General features: G+C 60.8%; 16 protein-coding genes. 12 read left to right on the top strand and 4 right to left on the bottom strand.

All coding sequences use genetic code 11. The features are described from left to right. Positions 1 to 14: 14 nt before the first annotated feature. From BMZ46_RS06675 to purT, 4 genes are all read left to right on the top strand, one after another. Complete coding sequence (locus BMZ46_RS06675; protein WP_025112181.1) at positions 15 to 539, top strand: gamma carbonic anhydrase family protein; 525 nt, start codon at positions 15 to 17, stop codon at positions 537 to 539. Next, on the top strand, positions 536 to 751 hold the full coding sequence (locus tag BMZ46_RS06670; protein ID WP_007954618.1) for a DUF1289 domain-containing protein: 216 nt from the start codon (positions 536 to 538) through the stop codon (positions 749 to 751). Before BMZ46_RS06675 ends, BMZ46_RS06670 begins: the two co-directional genes overlap by 4 nt. Before the next feature lie 65 nt (positions 752 to 816). Beyond that, positions 817 to 1,284, top strand: coding sequence for a preQ0 transporter (locus tag BMZ46_RS06665; RefSeq protein WP_074691220.1), 468 nt, complete (start codon positions 817 to 819; stop codon positions 1,282 to 1,284). Between the two features lie 100 nt (positions 1,285 to 1,384). Beyond that, the gene (gene purT, locus BMZ46_RS06660; protein WP_039769540.1) at positions 1,385 to 2,566 is read left to right on the top strand and encodes a formate-dependent phosphoribosylglycinamide formyltransferase; all 1,182 of its coding nucleotides are present in this window, start codon (positions 1,385 to 1,387) and stop codon (positions 2,564 to 2,566) included. 42 nt (positions 2,567 to 2,608) lie between these two features. Here the strand turns inward: purT and BMZ46_RS06655 are convergent, their stop codons facing one another. From BMZ46_RS06655 to BMZ46_RS06640, 3 genes are all read right to left on the bottom strand, one after another. Further along, positions 2,609 to 3,925: an MFS transporter gene (locus BMZ46_RS06655; protein WP_074691222.1), complete on the bottom strand. Its 1,317-nt coding sequence runs from the start codon at positions 3,923 to 3,925 to the stop codon at positions 2,609 to 2,611. Positions 3,926 to 4,160: 235 nt separating this feature from the next. Next, positions 4,161 to 5,402, bottom strand: coding sequence for a transporter associated domain-containing protein (locus BMZ46_RS06645; protein ID WP_074691225.1), 1,242 nt, complete (start codon positions 5,400 to 5,402; stop codon positions 4,161 to 4,163). A 12-nt stretch (positions 5,403 to 5,414) separates the two neighbouring features. After that, positions 5,415 to 6,227, bottom strand: a complete 813-nt coding sequence (locus tag BMZ46_RS06640) for a cytochrome C assembly family protein (RefSeq protein WP_039769548.1) — start codon at positions 6,225 to 6,227, stop codon at positions 5,415 to 5,417. 209 nt (positions 6,228 to 6,436) lie between these two features. On the opposite strand from BMZ46_RS06640, the gene ffh reads away from it, so the two are divergent. From ffh to BMZ46_RS06610, 6 genes are all read left to right on the top strand, one after another. After that, a complete protein-coding gene (gene ffh / locus BMZ46_RS06635; RefSeq protein ID WP_039769551.1) occupies positions 6,437 to 7,813 on the top strand; it encodes a signal recognition particle protein in 1,377 nt (458 codons plus the stop codon). Positions 7,814 to 8,062: 249 nt separating this feature from the next. Continuing rightward, a complete protein-coding gene (gene rpsP / locus BMZ46_RS06630; RefSeq protein ID WP_003185073.1) occupies positions 8,063 to 8,314 on the top strand; it encodes a 30S ribosomal protein S16 in 252 nt (83 codons plus the stop codon). 5 nt (positions 8,315 to 8,319) lie between these two features. Continuing rightward, on the top strand, positions 8,320 to 8,856 hold the full coding sequence (gene rimM / locus BMZ46_RS06625) for a ribosome maturation factor RimM (RefSeq protein ID WP_011332613.1): 537 nt from the start codon (positions 8,320 to 8,322) through the stop codon (positions 8,854 to 8,856). A gap of 3 nt (positions 8,857 to 8,859) precedes the next feature. Next, entirely contained in the window at positions 8,860 to 9,612 is a 753-nt protein-coding gene (gene trmD, locus BMZ46_RS06620) for a tRNA (guanosine(37)-N1)-methyltransferase TrmD (RefSeq protein ID WP_039769553.1), read from the top strand. Positions 9,613 to 9,657: 45 nt separating this feature from the next. After that, complete coding sequence (gene rplS / locus BMZ46_RS06615; RefSeq protein ID WP_003175895.1) at positions 9,658 to 10,008, top strand: 50S ribosomal protein L19; 351 nt, start codon at positions 9,658 to 9,660, stop codon at positions 10,006 to 10,008. A 91-nt stretch (positions 10,009 to 10,099) separates the two neighbouring features. Further along, entirely contained in the window at positions 10,100 to 10,513 is a 414-nt protein-coding gene (locus BMZ46_RS06610; RefSeq protein ID WP_011332614.1) for an acyl-CoA thioesterase, read from the top strand. A 24-nt stretch (positions 10,514 to 10,537) separates the two neighbouring features. Here the strand turns inward: BMZ46_RS06610 and BMZ46_RS06605 are convergent, their stop codons facing one another. Continuing rightward, positions 10,538 to 12,349, bottom strand: coding sequence for a cation:proton antiporter (locus tag BMZ46_RS06605; protein WP_039769556.1), 1,812 nt, complete (start codon positions 12,347 to 12,349; stop codon positions 10,538 to 10,540). A 107-nt stretch (positions 12,350 to 12,456) separates the two neighbouring features. Here BMZ46_RS06605 and xerD point away from each other — a divergent pair, with 107 nt between their 5' ends. Continuing rightward, a complete protein-coding gene (gene xerD, locus BMZ46_RS06600) occupies positions 12,457 to 13,353 on the top strand; it encodes a site-specific tyrosine recombinase XerD (RefSeq protein ID WP_074691227.1) in 897 nt (298 codons plus the stop codon). Positions 13,354 to 13,496: 143 nt separating this feature from the next. Continuing rightward, complete coding sequence (gene dsbC, locus BMZ46_RS06595) at positions 13,497 to 14,228, top strand: bifunctional protein-disulfide isomerase/oxidoreductase DsbC (protein WP_039769559.1); 732 nt, start codon at positions 13,497 to 13,499, stop codon at positions 14,226 to 14,228. Positions 14,229 to 14,232: the final 4 nt, after the last annotated feature.

The following is a 14,232-nucleotide window of genomic DNA, read 5'->3' as shown; positions in this document are numbered from 1 at the left end:
CTGAGGAAAACAAGATGAAATACCGCCTGGGCGACGCCCGTGTCGACACCCATCCGCAGAGCTGGGTCGCCCCCAATGCCGTGCTGGTGGGCAAGGTCAGACTGGAAGAGGGCGCCAACGTCTGGTTCAACGCCGTGCTGCGCGGCGACAACGAACTGATCCTGATCGGCAAGAACAGCAATGTTCAGGACGGCACGGTGATGCACACCGACATGGGCTATCCGCTGACCATCGGCACCGGCGTGACCATCGGCCACAACGCCATGCTCCACGGCTGCACGGTCGGCGACTACAGCCTGATCGGCATCAACGCAGTCATTCTCAACGGCGCGAAGATCGGCAAGAACTGCATCATCGGCGCCAACTCGCTGATCGGCGAAGGCAAGGAAATTCCTGACGGCTCGCTGGTGATGGGCTCGCCGGGCAAGGTGGTGCGCGAACTCACTGAGCCGCAGAAGAAAATGCTCGAAGCCAGTGCCGCGCACTATGTGCATAACTCCCAGCGCTATGCGCGCGATCTGGTCGAGCAGGAAGAATGACAACCCCGGAAAGACCTGTCGCCTCGCCGTGCGTGAGCATTTGCGCGCTGGACGAAGACGATATTTGCACCGGTTGCCAGCGCACGGTCGAGGAGATCACTCGCTGGAGCCGCATGACCAATGATGAACGCCGGGTTGTGCTCGGGCTGTGCCATGAGCGGGCCAAGGCCAGTGGCCTGGTCTGGATGATCGGCAAAACGCCGGGGCAATAGCCGATTTGATTGGCGTCATCGAAGGGCTGAAGTAACCTGTGCGCCAAATTGACAGGTCACGCCCCATGATTTTCCTCATCTCTTACATCAGCAGCGTCGTGCTGATCAACTTCGCCTTCTCCACCGCGCCGCACCTGGACATCATCTGGTCGGCCTGGGGCGGGTTGGTGTTCGTGCTGCGCGACATGGTGCAGACCCGTTTCGGTCATGGCGCGATCGTGGCGATGCTGGCGGCACTGGTGCTGTCTTATGTCACGTCCGATCCATCGATTGCGCTGGCCAGCGCCACGGCGTTCGCGGTCTCCGAGTGCATTGACTGGCTGGTATTCACCATCACCAGGCGCCCGTTGCGCGACCGCTTGTGGATCAGTTCGGCGCTGAGCATTCCCCTCGATACCTTCATCTTCTTTGGCATGATCGACCTGCTGACGCCGCCAGTGCTTATCACCGCGCTGGCCTCGAAGTTCGCCGGTGTTACCGCCGTCTGGCTGATCATGGCCTGGCGCGAACGCAAACAGGCTGTCGCCGGCTGAAGCCAAACCCTCAGGTTCATGTAAAATGCCGCGCTTTCTCCCCATGGAAAGCGCGTCTGGCGTTGCTTTCCTCGATGATCCGCTTCTTTGAGGACCTGAGATGACCCGTATCGGAACTCCATTGTCGCCGACCGCGACCCGCGTATTGCTGTGTGGCTGTGGTGAGTTGGGCAAGGAAGTGGTGATCGAGCTGCAACGCCTGGGCGTTGAAGTGATCGCCGTTGACCGTTACGCCAACGCGCCGGCCATGCAGGTTGCCCATCGCAGCCACGTGATCAACATGCTCGATGGTGCCGCCCTTCGTGCAGTGATCGAAGCCGAGAAGCCGCACTTCATCGTGCCGGAAATCGAAGCCATCGCCACTGCCACGCTGGTCGAACTGGAGGCCGAAGGCTTCACCGTGATCCCGACCGCTCGCGCCGCGCAACTGACCATGAACCGCGAAGGCATCCGTCGACTGGCTGCCGAAGAGCTGGACCTGCCGACTTCGCCGTACCACTTCGCCGACACCTTCGAGGATTACAGCAAGGCCGTTCAGGACCTCGGCTTTCCGTGCGTCGTAAAACCGGTGATGAGTTCTTCGGGCAAGGGCCAGAGCCTGCTGCGCAGCGCCGATGACGTGCAGAAAGCCTGGGATTACGCGCAAGAGGGCGGTCGCGCCGGCAAAGGTCGGGTGATCATCGAAGGCTTTATCGATTTCGACTACGAAATCACTCTGCTGACCGTGCGTCATGTCGGCGGCACGACGTTCTGTGCTCCAGTCGGCCACCGTCAGGAAAAGGGCGACTATCAGGAATCCTGGCAGCCTCAGGCGATGAGCCCGGTGGCGCTGGCTGAATCCGAGCGCGTTGCCAAAGCCGTGACCGAAGCGTTGGGCGGTCGTGGCCTGTTCGGCGTCGAGCTGTTCATCAAAGGCGATCAGGTGTGGTTCAGCGAAGTGTCGCCGCGCCCGCACGACACCGGTCTGGTGACCCTGATTTCCCAGGACCTGTCGCAGTTCGCCCTGCACGCCCGGGCGATCCTCGGTCTGCCGGTGCCGCTGATCCGTCAGTTCGGCCCATCGGCTTCGGCGGTGATTCTGGTGGAAGGCCAGTCGACCCAGACCGCATTCGCCAACCTCGGTGCTGCACTGAGCGAGCCGGATACCGCGCTGCGTCTGTTCGGCAAGCCTGAAGTCAATGGTCAGCGTCGCATGGGTGTTGCGCTGGCGCGTGACGAGTCGATTGAAGCGGCCCGCGCCAAGGCGACCCGTGCTTCCCAGGCTGTTGTTGTAGAGCTGTAATCACGCCATCTGATCGCTCCCGCCCGGGAGCGATCTTTGCGCTTACACCACCTGATTCAGGTCGTTATTGCGCGTCTCCTTCAGGCACAGCACAGCGATCAAGCTGAGCACCGCTGCCGCCGACACATACCCGCCGACGTAACTCAAACCACCCGTCGCCACCAGTTTCTGCGCGAAGAACGGCGCCGCCGAGGCTCCGACGATGCCGCCGAGGTTGTAGGCTGCCGATGCGCCGGTATACCGCACGTGCGTCGGAAACAGTTCCGGTAGCAATGCTCCCATCGGGGCGAATGTCACGCCCATCAGAAACAGTTCGATGCACAGGAACAGCGCCACGCCCCAGGTCGATCCCTGAGTCAGCAGCGGCTCCATCAGAAATCCGGAAAGAATCGCCAGCACACCGCCGACGATCAGCACCGGTTTGCGTCCGTAACGATCACTGGCCCATGCCGACAGCGGCGTCGCGGCTGCCATGAACAGCACCGCGAAGCACAGCAGTCCGAGGAAAGTCTCGCGGCTGTAACCCAATGTTGATACGCCATAGCTCAGGGAAAACACGGTCGAGATGTAGAACAGCGCGTAACACACCACCATGGCGGCGGCGCCCAGCAGCGTCGGCGCCCAGTATTGGCTGAACAGCTCGACCAGCGGCACTTTCACTCGTTCCTGGCGGGCAATGGCATTGGCGAACACCGGGGTTTCGTGAAGCTTGAGGCGCACGTACAGCCCGACCATCACCAGCACGGCGCTGAGCAGGAACGGAATCCGCCAGCCCCAGCTGCGGAATTGATCGTCGCTCAGGCTCATGGCCAACGTCAGGAACAGACCGTTGGCAGCCAGAAAACCAATCGAAGGGCCGAGTTGCGGGAACATGCCGAACCACGCCCGTTTGCCTTTCGGGGCGTTTTCGGTCGCCAGCAGCGCCGCGCCACCCCATTCGCCCCCCAATCCCAGGCCCTGGCCGAAGCGCAGCACGCAGAGCAGGATCGGTGCCCAGGCGCCGATAGTGTCATAACCCGGCAGCACGCCGATCAGCGTGGTGCAGACACCCATCAGCAGCAGTGAGGCCACCAAAGTGGATTTACGCCCGATGCGGTCGCCGAAGTGGCCGAACAGCGCCGAGCCCAGCGGTCGTGCAAGGAAGGCGATGCCGAAGGTAAGGAATGCCGAGAGCATCTGCGCCGTGCCGGAGGTCTGCGGGAAGAACACCGGCCCGATCACCAGCGCAGCGGCGGTGGCGTAGACGTAGAAATCGTAGAACTCGATGGCCGTGCCGATGAAACTCGCGGTGGCCACGCGGGTGGCGGAGTTGGTCGGTTGGGCGGGCGTGGTGTCGCTGTAAGCGGTACTGGTCGTCATGCGGTGATCCCTGACAGTCATGAGCTCCGTTGGAGCGAATTATTATGGTCGAACACCCAGGGATGTGGGATGAGGCGCGATCGCTGCTTCAGGTAGGAACAGTCGTCGGTGTGGTGCGGATATTGCCAATGAACCGGCCGGAATTTGTCGGGTGCGGGGTAAGCACGCGGTTCGGCGGGGCTTGGGTAAGCACCGCGATTATAGGAAGGTGGCTAACGATTGAACAAGGGGCTGCCTAGCGGGCAGGGGCGAGCGCCGGGGCTGAGGAGGTGTGCCAGATCAGGACCTTGCTGACCCGGTTCTCTTCGGTTTCGAGAATCTCCAGCCGGTAGCGGCCGATCTTCAGGCAGACCGCGCTTTCCGGGATGGTTTCCAGCGCTTCGGTCACCAGGCCATTGAGGGTCCGGGGGCCGTCGCTGGGCAGGTGCCAGCCCAGGCATTTGTTCAGTTCGCGAATCGACGCCGCGCCATCGATCACCATGCGGCCATCGGCTTGCGGGTGGATGTGCGGGTTGTCGAGGCTGTGCTCGCTTTCGAATTCGCCGACGATCTCTTCGAGAATGTCTTCCAGGGTGACAATCCCCAGTACTTCGCCGTACTCGTCCACCACCATGCCCAGCCGCCGCTGCTGCTTGTGGAAGTTCAGCAGCTGCAGTTGCAGCGGGGTGCTTTCGGGAACGAAGTAGGGCTCGTAACTGGCCGCCAGCAAGGCTTCGCGGGTCAGGTTGCCATTGTCCAGCAAATGGCGGACCTGCCGGGTGTTGAGCACCGCCTCGACCTGATTGATATCGCTGTGAAACAGCGGCAGACGAGTACGACGGTTGTGGCGCAGTTGCTCGGTGATTTCTTCGATCGGATCGTCGAGGTTGATGCCGTCGACATCGCTGCGCGGCACCAGAATGTCGTTGACCGTGATGTTATCCAGCGCATGGATGCCCGAAACCGGGTGCGGGCGCACTGGATGATCGGGGTCATCATGACGCTCCGCCGGCACATCGTCTTCGCTTTGTTGCACCACCTGGGCCTTGCGGATGAACGGGCGCATCAGCAAACCACTGACGCGGCTGAGCAGCCAGGCAAGCGGGTAAACGACCTTCAGCGGTACCGCCAGCAGCGTATTGCCGAACGACAACACCGCATCCGGATAACGCTGGGCGAGGGCGCGGGGGAAATAGTCGGCAAAAACCAGCAGCAGGGCGCCGGCGCCAAGGCAAGCCGCCCAGGGGCCGTTTTCTTCACAGAGAAAGATTGCCAGCAGCGTGGCCAGAATGACGGCGAGGGCGCGGCACAGGGTATTGCAGAGGATCAGGCTGTCGAGCGGGAAGCTGAGCCTGGCCAGGGGCTTGTCGCTGGCGCGGGAAGCGGTGCGTTGCGCGAGCAGGTGCTGTTGCGCCGCTTCGACGGCGGTAAACAGCCCTGACCAGAGAATCAGCAGGGCAAATACCGCGAGCATCGGCCCTATGGGCAAACCGTCCATTTATGCCGCCCGTCAGATGTGCAGGATGTATTCACGGACCAGTTTGCTGCCGAAATACGCGAGCATCAGCAGGCAGAAACCGGCGAGGGTCCAGCGGATTGCCTTGTGTCCGCGCCAGCCGAGGCGGTTACGGCCCCACAGCAGGACGCTGAACACGATCCAGGCCAGGCAGGCCAGCAGGGTTTTATGCACCAGATGCTGGGCAAACAGGTTCTCGACGAACAGCCAGCCGGAGATCAACGACAGCGACAGCAATGTCCAGCCAGCCCAGAGGAAGCCGAACAGCAGGCTTTCCATGGTTTGCAGTGGCGGGAAGTTCTTGATCAGCCCGGACGGGTGCTTGTGCTTGAGCTGATGATCCTGCACCAGCAGCAACAAGGCCTGGAACACCGCGATGGTGAACATGCCGTAGGCGAGGATCGACAACAGGATGTGCGCGAGGATGCCCGGTTCTTCATCGATGATCTGCACCGTACCGGCCGGCGCGAACTGCGCCAGCAGCACCGTGATCGCACCCAGCGGGAACAGCAGCACCAGCAGGTTTTCCACCGGAATCCGCGAGCAGGCGAGCAGGGTCAGGGCAATGACCGCCGCAGCGATCAGGCTCGAAGCGCTGAAGAAATCCAGGCCCAGACCGATCGGTGTCAATAAATGCGTAAGCAGGCTGGCGCTGTGGGCCAGCACGGCGAGAACGCCGAGCGAGACCAGCAGGCGCTTGTTGGCCTTGGCGCCAGTGGCCAGGCGGGTGCCCTGATAGAGGGTCGCAGCGGCGTAGAGAAGGGCGGCGGCGAGGGTGGTCAGCAAACTCGGTGACAAGGGGAGCATAAATCCTGTTAGGCAAGCCCGAAAGGGGCTGAGTTTGGCATAGAACCGCCGTTGCACGAAAGACCGGCAAGCTGACAGCGAGGTGTCCGCCAGCCGCAGTCTTCGCTATAATCCGCGACCTGCCCACGCCGCAGGCTCGCCGAGCACATGTTGATTCCGGTCTGGGCCGCCATTATCCCGGTCTACACAGGGCCTGAAAGGATCGCGCAATGTTTGAAAACTTAACCGACCGTCTCTCGCAGACGCTGCGCCATGTCACCGGCAAGGCGAAGCTGACCGAGGACAATATCAAAGACACCCTGCGCGAAGTGCGCATGGCGTTGCTCGAGGCCGACGTCGCCCTGCCGGTGGTCAAGGACTTCGTCAATTCGGTCAAGGAGCGCGCTGTCGGCACCGAGGTGTCGCGCAGCCTGACGCCGGGCCAGGCGTTTGTGAAGATCGTCCAGGCCGAACTGGAAAGCCTGATGGGCGCGGCCAACGAAGACTTGAACCTGAGCGCCGTGCCGCCTGCCGTCATTCTGATGGCCGGTCTGCAGGGTGCGGGTAAAACCACCACCGCCGGCAAACTGGCGCGCTTCCTTAAAGAGCGCAAGAAAAAGTCGGTCATGGTCGTGTCGGCGGACATCTACCGTCCTGCTGCTATTAAACAGCTGGAAACTTTGGCCAACGACATCGGCGTGACGTTCTTCCCGTCCGACCTGAGCCAGAAACCGGTCGACATCGCCAGCGCAGCTATTAAAGAAGCAAAACTGAAATTCATCGACGTGGTCATCGTCGACACCGCCGGTCGTCTGCACATCGATGAAGAGATGATGGGCGAGATCAAGGCGCTGCACGCCGCGATCAATCCGGTTGAAACCCTGTTCGTGGTCGACGCCATGACCGGTCAGGACGCGGCCAACACGGCCAAGGCCTTCGGTGATGCGCTGCCGCTGACCGGCGTGATCCTGACCAAGGTCGACGGTGATGCCCGTGGCGGTGCCGCGCTGTCCGTTCGCGCTATCACCGGCAAGCCGATCAAGTTCATCGGTATGGGCGAGAAGAGCGAAGCGCTCGATCCGTTCCACCCCGAGCGTATCGCTTCGCGGATCCTCGGCATGGGCGACGTGCTCAGCCTGATCGAACAGGCTGAAGCGACCCTCGACAAGGACAAGGCCGACAAGCTTGCCAAGAAGCTGAAGAAGGGCAAGGGCTTCGACCTCGAAGACTTCCGCGATCAGCTGCAACAGATGAAGAACATGGGCGGCCTCGGCGGGCTCATGGACAAGCTGCCGAGCATCGGCGGCGTCAATCTCTCGCAAATGGGCAATGCCCAGAGCGCCGCAGAGAAGCAGTTCAAACAGATGGAAGCCATCATCAATTCCATGACCCCGGCCGAGCGCCGCGACCCTGAGCTGATCAGCGGTTCGCGCAAGCGCCGGATCGCCATGGGTTCCGGCACCCAGGTGCAGGACATCGGTCGCTTGATCAAGCAGCACAAGCAGATGCAGAAGATGATGAAGAAATTCTCCGCCAAGGGCGGAATGGCGAAAATGATGCGCGGCATGGGCGGAATGTTGCCCGGCGGCGGCATGCCAAAGATGTAAAAGAACTCGCCGGTCGTCGCACCGGCGCAGTCCCGCAAGGAAGCGGGATCCACAGCAAACCCGCACTCGGCGGGAGCTGACCGGCCGTGTTAAACGACGGCCCCATATGCAAATCTGCACGGCATGCCACAGGCGCCGGAAAAAGTCATTTGCAAAAGTCCGGATATTCCTTAGAATATGCGGCCTTTCGGGCACCCATGCCCGCTGTGCATTTAGATTTGCAGCACCGACTACAGGAACGATGTTCACATGCTAACAATCCGTCTTGCCCTTGGCGGCTCCAAAAAGCGCCCGTTTTACCACCTGACCGTAACCGACTCCCGCAACCCGCGTGACGGTTCCCACAAAGAACAGGTTGGCTTCTTCAACCCTGTTGCCCGTGGTCAGGAAATCCGTCTGTCCGTGAACCAAGAGCGCGTTGCCTACTGGCTGAGCGTTGGTGCACAGCCTTCTGAGCGTGTTGCTCAGTTGCTGAAGGAATCTGCCAAGGCTGCAGCCTGAGCAGTATGAGCGCGACGCCAGAAAAAGCTGATGACCTGATCGTTGTCGGCAAGATTTTTTCGGTTCACGGCGTTCGCGGCGAGGTGAAGGTCTTTTCCTTTACCGATCCGATTGAAAACCTGTTGGGCTATCGCAACTGGACGCTTCGGCGCGAAGGCGTGGTGAAACAGGTCGAGCTGGTCAGCGGCCGATCCACTCAAAAGGATCTGGTTGTGAAGCTCAAAGGCCTCGACGATCGCGATGAAGCCCGTCTTCTGAGCGGTTACGAGATTTGCATCCCGCGAAGCCTTTTGCCCGACCTGACCGCCGACGAGTACTACTGGTACCAGTTGGAAGGTCTGAGCGTCATCAACCAGGACGAACAATTGTTCGGCAAGGTTGATCACCTGTTGGAGACCGGCGCGAACGATGTATTGGTGGTCAAGCCCTGCGTTGGCAGCCTGGATGATCGCGAGCGGTTGTTGCCCTATACGGAGCAATGCGTGCTGGCAATCGACCTGGAAGCAGGCGTGATGAGGGTGGAATGGGACGCGGACTTCTAAGCAATGGCCAGCCTGCGCGTAGACGTCATTACGCTGTTCCCCGAGATGTTCTCGGCCATCAGTGAGTACGGCATTACCAGTCGTGCGGTCAAACAGGGGCTCTTGCAGCTGACCTGTTGGAATCCGCGGGATTACACGACGGATCGACATCACACTGTGGACGATCGCCCGTTTGGCGGTGGTCCGGGCATGGTGATGAAGATCAAGCCCCTGGAAGATGCACTGGTTCAGGCCAAGGCAGCAGCCGGGGAGGCGGCGAAGGTGATTTACCTGTCCCCCCAAGGCCGTCAACTGACTCAGTCGGCGGTACGCGAACTGGCGAAATCGGATGCATTGATCCTGATTGCCGGTCGCTATGAAGGCATTGACGAGCGCTTTATTGAGGCTCATGTCGATGAAGAGTGGTCGATTGGTGACTATGTGTTGTCTGGCGGCGAGCTGCCGGCCATGGTCATGATCGATGCGGTTACACGACTGCTGCCCGGAGCTTTAGGGCATGCGGATTCCGCTGAGGAAGATTCCTTTACGGATGGTCTGCTGGATTGCCCGCACTACACCCGACCTGAGGTGTATGCGGATCAGCGTGTTCCCGACGTGTTGCTGAGTGGCAATCACGCGCATATCCGGCGTTGGCGTTTACAGCAGTCCCTTGGCAGGACCTTTGAACGACGCGCCGATCTTCTGGAAAGCCGCTCGCTTTCTGGAGAAGAGAAGAAGCTGCTCGAGGAATACATCCGCGAGCGGGACGATAGTTAACAACGTATCGATGGTAGATCAGACGATTTACCTTAGGAGCACAGCATGACCAACAAAATCATCCTTGCACTCGAAGCAGAGCAGATGACCAAAGAAATCCCTACCTTTGCCCCAGGCGACACCATCGTCGTTCAGGTGAAAGTGAAGGAAGGCGATCGTTCCCGTCTGCAAGCGTTCGAAGGCGTTGTAATCGCCAAGCGTAACCGCGGCGTGAACAGTGCGTTCACCGTTCGTAAAATCTCCAACGGTGTTGGCGTAGAACGTACTTTCCAGACCTACTCCCCGCAAATCGACAGCATGGCTGTCAAGCGTCGCGGTGACGTACGTAAAGCCAAGCTGTACTACCTGCGCGACCTGTCGGGTAAAGCAGCTCGCATCAAGGAAAAACTGGCTTAAGTCCAGCTTCCGATGCAGAAAAAAGCAGCCTACGGGCTGCTTTTTTGTTGCCCGCAATTTATCCACCGCATTTCTGTTTCAGGCCTGACCCATGACCCCTCGCGAGCAAGAAATCGAACGCCGCACCGAACTCTCGGTGACCCGCGTGACCAAGGCGGTGTTCCCGCCGACCACCAACCACCACAACACCCTGTTCGGCGGCACTGCGCTGGCCTGGATGGACGAAGTGTCGTTCATCACCGCCACCCGGTTTTGCCGTTTGCCGCTGGTGACGGTGTCGACCGATCGCATCGACTTCAATCACGCGATCCCGGCAGGTTCCATCGTCGAGCTGGTTGGGCGGGTGATCAAGGTTGGCAACACCAGTCTCAAGGTCGAGGTGGAAGTGTTCGTCGAAAGCATGAGCTGTGACGGGCGTGAGAAAGCCATTCATGGGCAGTTCAGCTTTGTTGCCATCGATGATGACAAGCGTCCGGTGCCGGTGCTGCCGGGTTTCGCGGCCTGATCCAGCACCGAGCCGCGAATCTATTTATGCAGCGGCGTTGGCCTCAGGCTGAATCAGCGCCAGCAACGTCCACCCAGGCCCCGGCTTCAACACGGTTTCCGGCGTCACGACATGCACCCAGCCGCTGTCATCGCGCATGAACAGCAGCGTCGCGCGATTGCCATGCAGCGCGCGGTAATCGTCCCAGCCAAACCCGTCCGTCAGCGTCGTGCTGTAAAGATCGGCACCTTGCCCCAGTTGACTGGCGAGTCTGGCGTAAGTCAGCGCCTCGCTCCCCAGTTGATTGCCTCGATGTTCGAGGCTGGCGCGGTGCTTGTCGCTGCGACGGCTTTCCTGACCGCTGGCCAGCCCGAACAGCCGCTGATGGCCAAAGTCATGACGAAAGCGCATGGCCGCCAGTGTATTGAGTTCGCCCGACGGTGACAGCGCCAGCAAATGCCCCAGTCCGACCAGGTCCAGATGCGCATCGGCGTGCTGTGAGGCCGGATTGCCGAAGTAGGTCGGCAAGCCATCCATGCGCGCGGCGCGGATATTTTCCCAGCTTGAATCCGTCAGCAGCACCCGGCTGCCCAGCTGTTGCAGCGACTTGCCGAGCAAGCGCGCAGGCCCGTTCGCCCCGACAATCAGGAACCCGCTCGGCGCCGGTTCCGCAACCTTCAACAAGCGCGCCAGTGGCCGGGCCGTCGCACTTTGCAGCACGACAGTGCCTATGATCACCGCGAAAGTCAGCGGTACCAGCAACAGCGCACCTTCATGGCCCGCTTCATCCAGGCGAATCGCGAAGATCGCCGAGACCGCCGCCGCGACGATCCCGCGCGGGGCAATCCAGCACAACAGCGCACGTTCACGCCAACTCAGGCTCGAACCGGCGGTGCTCAGCACCACGTTCAACGGTCGGGCGATCAGCTGAATCACCAGCAACAGGATCAACACCAGCGGCCCGAGACCGATCAACGCGTTCAGATCCAGTCGTGCCGCCAGCAGGATGAACAGTCCGGAAATCAGCAGCACGCTGAGATTTTCCTTGAAGTGCAGGATGTGCCGCACATCCACCCCCTTCATGTTCGCCAGCCACATGCCCATCAACGTCACCGCCAACAGCCCGGATTCGTGCATGACCTGGTTGGCGGCGATGAATATCCCCAGCACCGCGGCGAGCGATGCCAGATTGTGCAAATACTCCGGTAGCCATTGGCGCCGGATGATCGTGCCGAGCAGCCAGCCACCGGCAACGCCGAACGCACTGCCGCAGACAATCACACCACCGAAGGTCAGCAGACTCTGTTCCAGGCCGTGGCCTTCGGCCCGGGCGATGATGAAGCTGTAGACCACCACCGCGAGCAGCGCGCCGATCGGGTCGATCACAATCCCTTCCCAGCGCAGGATGTTGGCGATCGAAGCCTTCGGCCGCACCACGCGCAGCATCGGCACGATCACGGTCGGCCCGGTCACCAGGGTCAGGCTGCCGAACAGGATCGCCAACAGCCAGTCGAAGCCCAGCAGCCAGTGGGTCGCGACCGCAATCACTACCCATGTCGAGAGCGCACCGATTGTGACCAGCCGATGCACGACGCTGCCGATCTCGCGCCATTCCGACAGGTGCAGGGTCAGGCTGCCTTCAAACAGAATCAGCGCCACCGCCAGCGACACCAATGGCATCAGCAACGGGCCGAACATTTCCTGCGGGTCGAGCCAGCCCAGCACGGGGCCCGCCAGAATGCCGGTCAGCAGCAGAAACAGAATCGCCGGCAGCTTCAGGCGCCAGGCGAGCCATTGGCAGCCCAGTGCGGCAGCGCCGATACCACCGAAAGCCAACAGAATTTGCTGCTCGTTCATTGAAGCTCCCTGTTCCTTGAAATAGCGGGCTATGAAAGACTAGCGGCCATTTCAACCGTTCACTCTTTATTTGCGCGCAGTGCCAAACCTGCGTGTCTTGAGCGCCCATGCCTGCCATCGACCACCCACTGATCGACCAGTTTCTCGACGCCCTCTGGCTGGAAAAAGGTCTCTCCGACAACACTCGCGACGCCTACCGCAGTGATCTCGCGCTGTTCAACGGCTGGTTGCAGGAGAAAGGTCTCGAACTGGTCAATGCCGGTCGCGAACTGATCCTCGATCACCTGGCCTGGCGTCTGGAACAGAACTACAAACCTCGTTCCACCGCGCGATTTCTCTCCGGTGTGCGTGGTTTTTATCGCTATCTGCTGCGGGAAAAACTGATTTCGGTTGATCCGACTTTGCGCGTGGATATGCCGCAACTCGGTCGGCCGCTGCCCAAATCCCTGTCGGAAGCCGACGTCGAAGCGCTGCTGAAGGCGCCGGACTTGAGCGAAGCCATCGGCCAGCGCGATCGCGCCATGCTCGAAGTCTTGTATGCCTGCGGCCTGCGTGTCACCGAGCTGATCAGCCTGACGCTGGAACAGGTCAACCTGCGTCAGGGTGTGTTGCGGGTGATGGGCAAGGGCAGCAAGGAACGGCTGGTGCCGATGGGCGAGGAAGCGATTGTCTGGGTCGAGCGCTACCTGCGTGACGGTCGCGGTGAGCTGCTCGGCGGGCGCCCGAGCGATGTGCTGTTCCCCAGTCAGCGCGGCGAGCAGATGACTCGGCAGACCTTCTGGCACCGCATCAAGCACCAGGCTAAGGTCGCCGGCATCAGTAAATCGCTGTCGCCGCACACCTTGCGTCACGCGTTTGCCACCCACTTGCTCAACCATGGCGCCGACCTGCGGGTGGTGCAGATGCTGTTGGGCCACAGCGACCTGTCAACCACGCAGATCTACACTCACGTCGCCCGGGCACGTTTGCAGGATCTGCATGCCAAACATCACCCGCGCGGCTGAGCGCCGTTTGTCTTGCGACAGGCGCATTCGGCCACGGGAGCCTTATGTGGTAGGCTTTGCCGGTTTGCACGATGGGCGGTTATGACCCGGTGTTCCGGCACGGGCGTTCTGATCGTTCCATTTGTCCGCCTTCAGGAGTTCTCATGCGTCTGACCCAGATTTTCGCCGCCGCAGCCATTGCGTTGGTCAGCACCTTTGCCGTCGCCGATGACGCGGCCGACAAAGCGATTCGCCAAAGCCTGGAAAACCTCCAGCTCGATGTGCCGGTCGATACCATCACCGCCAGTCCGCTGCCAGGCCTGTACGAAGTCAAGCTCAAGGGCAGTCGCGTGCTCTACGCCAGCGCCGACGGCCAGTACATCGTTCAGGGCTACATGTTCCAGCTCAAGGACGGCAAACCGGTCAACTTGACCGAGAAGACCGAGCGCCTGGGCATTTCCAAACTGATCAATGCGATCCCGGTAGCCGAGACCGTGGTTTACCCGGCCGTGGGTGAAACCAAGTCGCACATCACCGTTTTCACCGACACCACTTGCCCGTACTGCCACAAGCTGCACGCTGAAGTGCCCGAGCTGAACAAGCGCGGCATCGAAGTGCGTTACGTCGCGTTCCCGCGTCAGGGCCTGAATTCGCCGGGTGACGAACAGCTGCAAGCGGTGTGGTGCTCGAAAGACAAGAAAGCGGCCATGGACAAAATGGTCGATGGCAAGGAAATCAAGGCCGCCAAGTGCGATAACCCGGTTTCCAAACAGTTCGCCCTCGGTCAGTCGATCGGCGTGAACGGTACACCGGCCATCGTTTTGGCCGACGGACAAGTCATTCCGGGCTACCAGCCTGCGCCACAAGTCGCCAAACTGGCGCTGGGCGCGAAGTAATTCG

This window comes from Pseudomonas sp. NFIX49, from assembly GCF_900115915.1.
GTDB classification, from domain to species: Bacteria; Pseudomonadota; Gammaproteobacteria; order Pseudomonadales; family Pseudomonadaceae; genus Aquipseudomonas; species Aquipseudomonas pharyngis.
This window is presented reverse-complemented; position numbering and strand designations above follow the sequence as displayed.

Coding starts and splice junctions, on each gene's coding strand:
- BMZ46_RS06675 (WP_025112181.1), top strand. CDS start 15: ATGAAATACCGCCTGGGCGACGCCCGTGTCGACACCCATCCGCAGAGC.
- BMZ46_RS06670 (WP_007954618.1), top strand. CDS start 536: ATGACAACCCCGGAAAGACCTGTCGCCTCGCCGTGCGTGAGCATTTGC.
- BMZ46_RS06665 (WP_074691220.1), top strand. CDS start 817: ATGATTTTCCTCATCTCTTACATCAGCAGCGTCGTGCTGATCAACTTC.
- purT (WP_039769540.1), top strand. CDS start 1,385: ATGACCCGTATCGGAACTCCATTGTCGCCGACCGCGACCCGCGTATTG.
- BMZ46_RS06655 (WP_074691222.1), bottom strand. CDS start 3,925: ATGACGACCAGTACCGCTTACAGCGACACCACGCCCGCCCAACCGACC.
- BMZ46_RS06645 (WP_074691225.1), bottom strand. CDS start 5,402: ATGGACGGTTTGCCCATAGGGCCGATGCTCGCGGTATTTGCCCTGCTG.
- BMZ46_RS06640 (WP_039769548.1), bottom strand. CDS start 6,227: ATGCTCCCCTTGTCACCGAGTTTGCTGACCACCCTCGCCGCCGCCCTT.
- ffh (WP_039769551.1), top strand. CDS start 6,437: ATGTTTGAAAACTTAACCGACCGTCTCTCGCAGACGCTGCGCCATGTC.
- rpsP (WP_003185073.1), top strand. CDS start 8,063: ATGCTAACAATCCGTCTTGCCCTTGGCGGCTCCAAAAAGCGCCCGTTT.
- rimM (WP_011332613.1), top strand. CDS start 8,320: ATGAGCGCGACGCCAGAAAAAGCTGATGACCTGATCGTTGTCGGCAAG.
- trmD (WP_039769553.1), top strand. CDS start 8,860: ATGGCCAGCCTGCGCGTAGACGTCATTACGCTGTTCCCCGAGATGTTC.
- rplS (WP_003175895.1), top strand. CDS start 9,658: ATGACCAACAAAATCATCCTTGCACTCGAAGCAGAGCAGATGACCAAA.
- BMZ46_RS06610 (WP_011332614.1), top strand. CDS start 10,100: ATGACCCCTCGCGAGCAAGAAATCGAACGCCGCACCGAACTCTCGGTG.
- BMZ46_RS06605 (WP_039769556.1), bottom strand. CDS start 12,349: ATGAACGAGCAGCAAATTCTGTTGGCTTTCGGTGGTATCGGCGCTGCC.
- xerD (WP_074691227.1), top strand. CDS start 12,457: ATGCCTGCCATCGACCACCCACTGATCGACCAGTTTCTCGACGCCCTC.
- dsbC (WP_039769559.1), top strand. CDS start 13,497: ATGCGTCTGACCCAGATTTTCGCCGCCGCAGCCATTGCGTTGGTCAGC.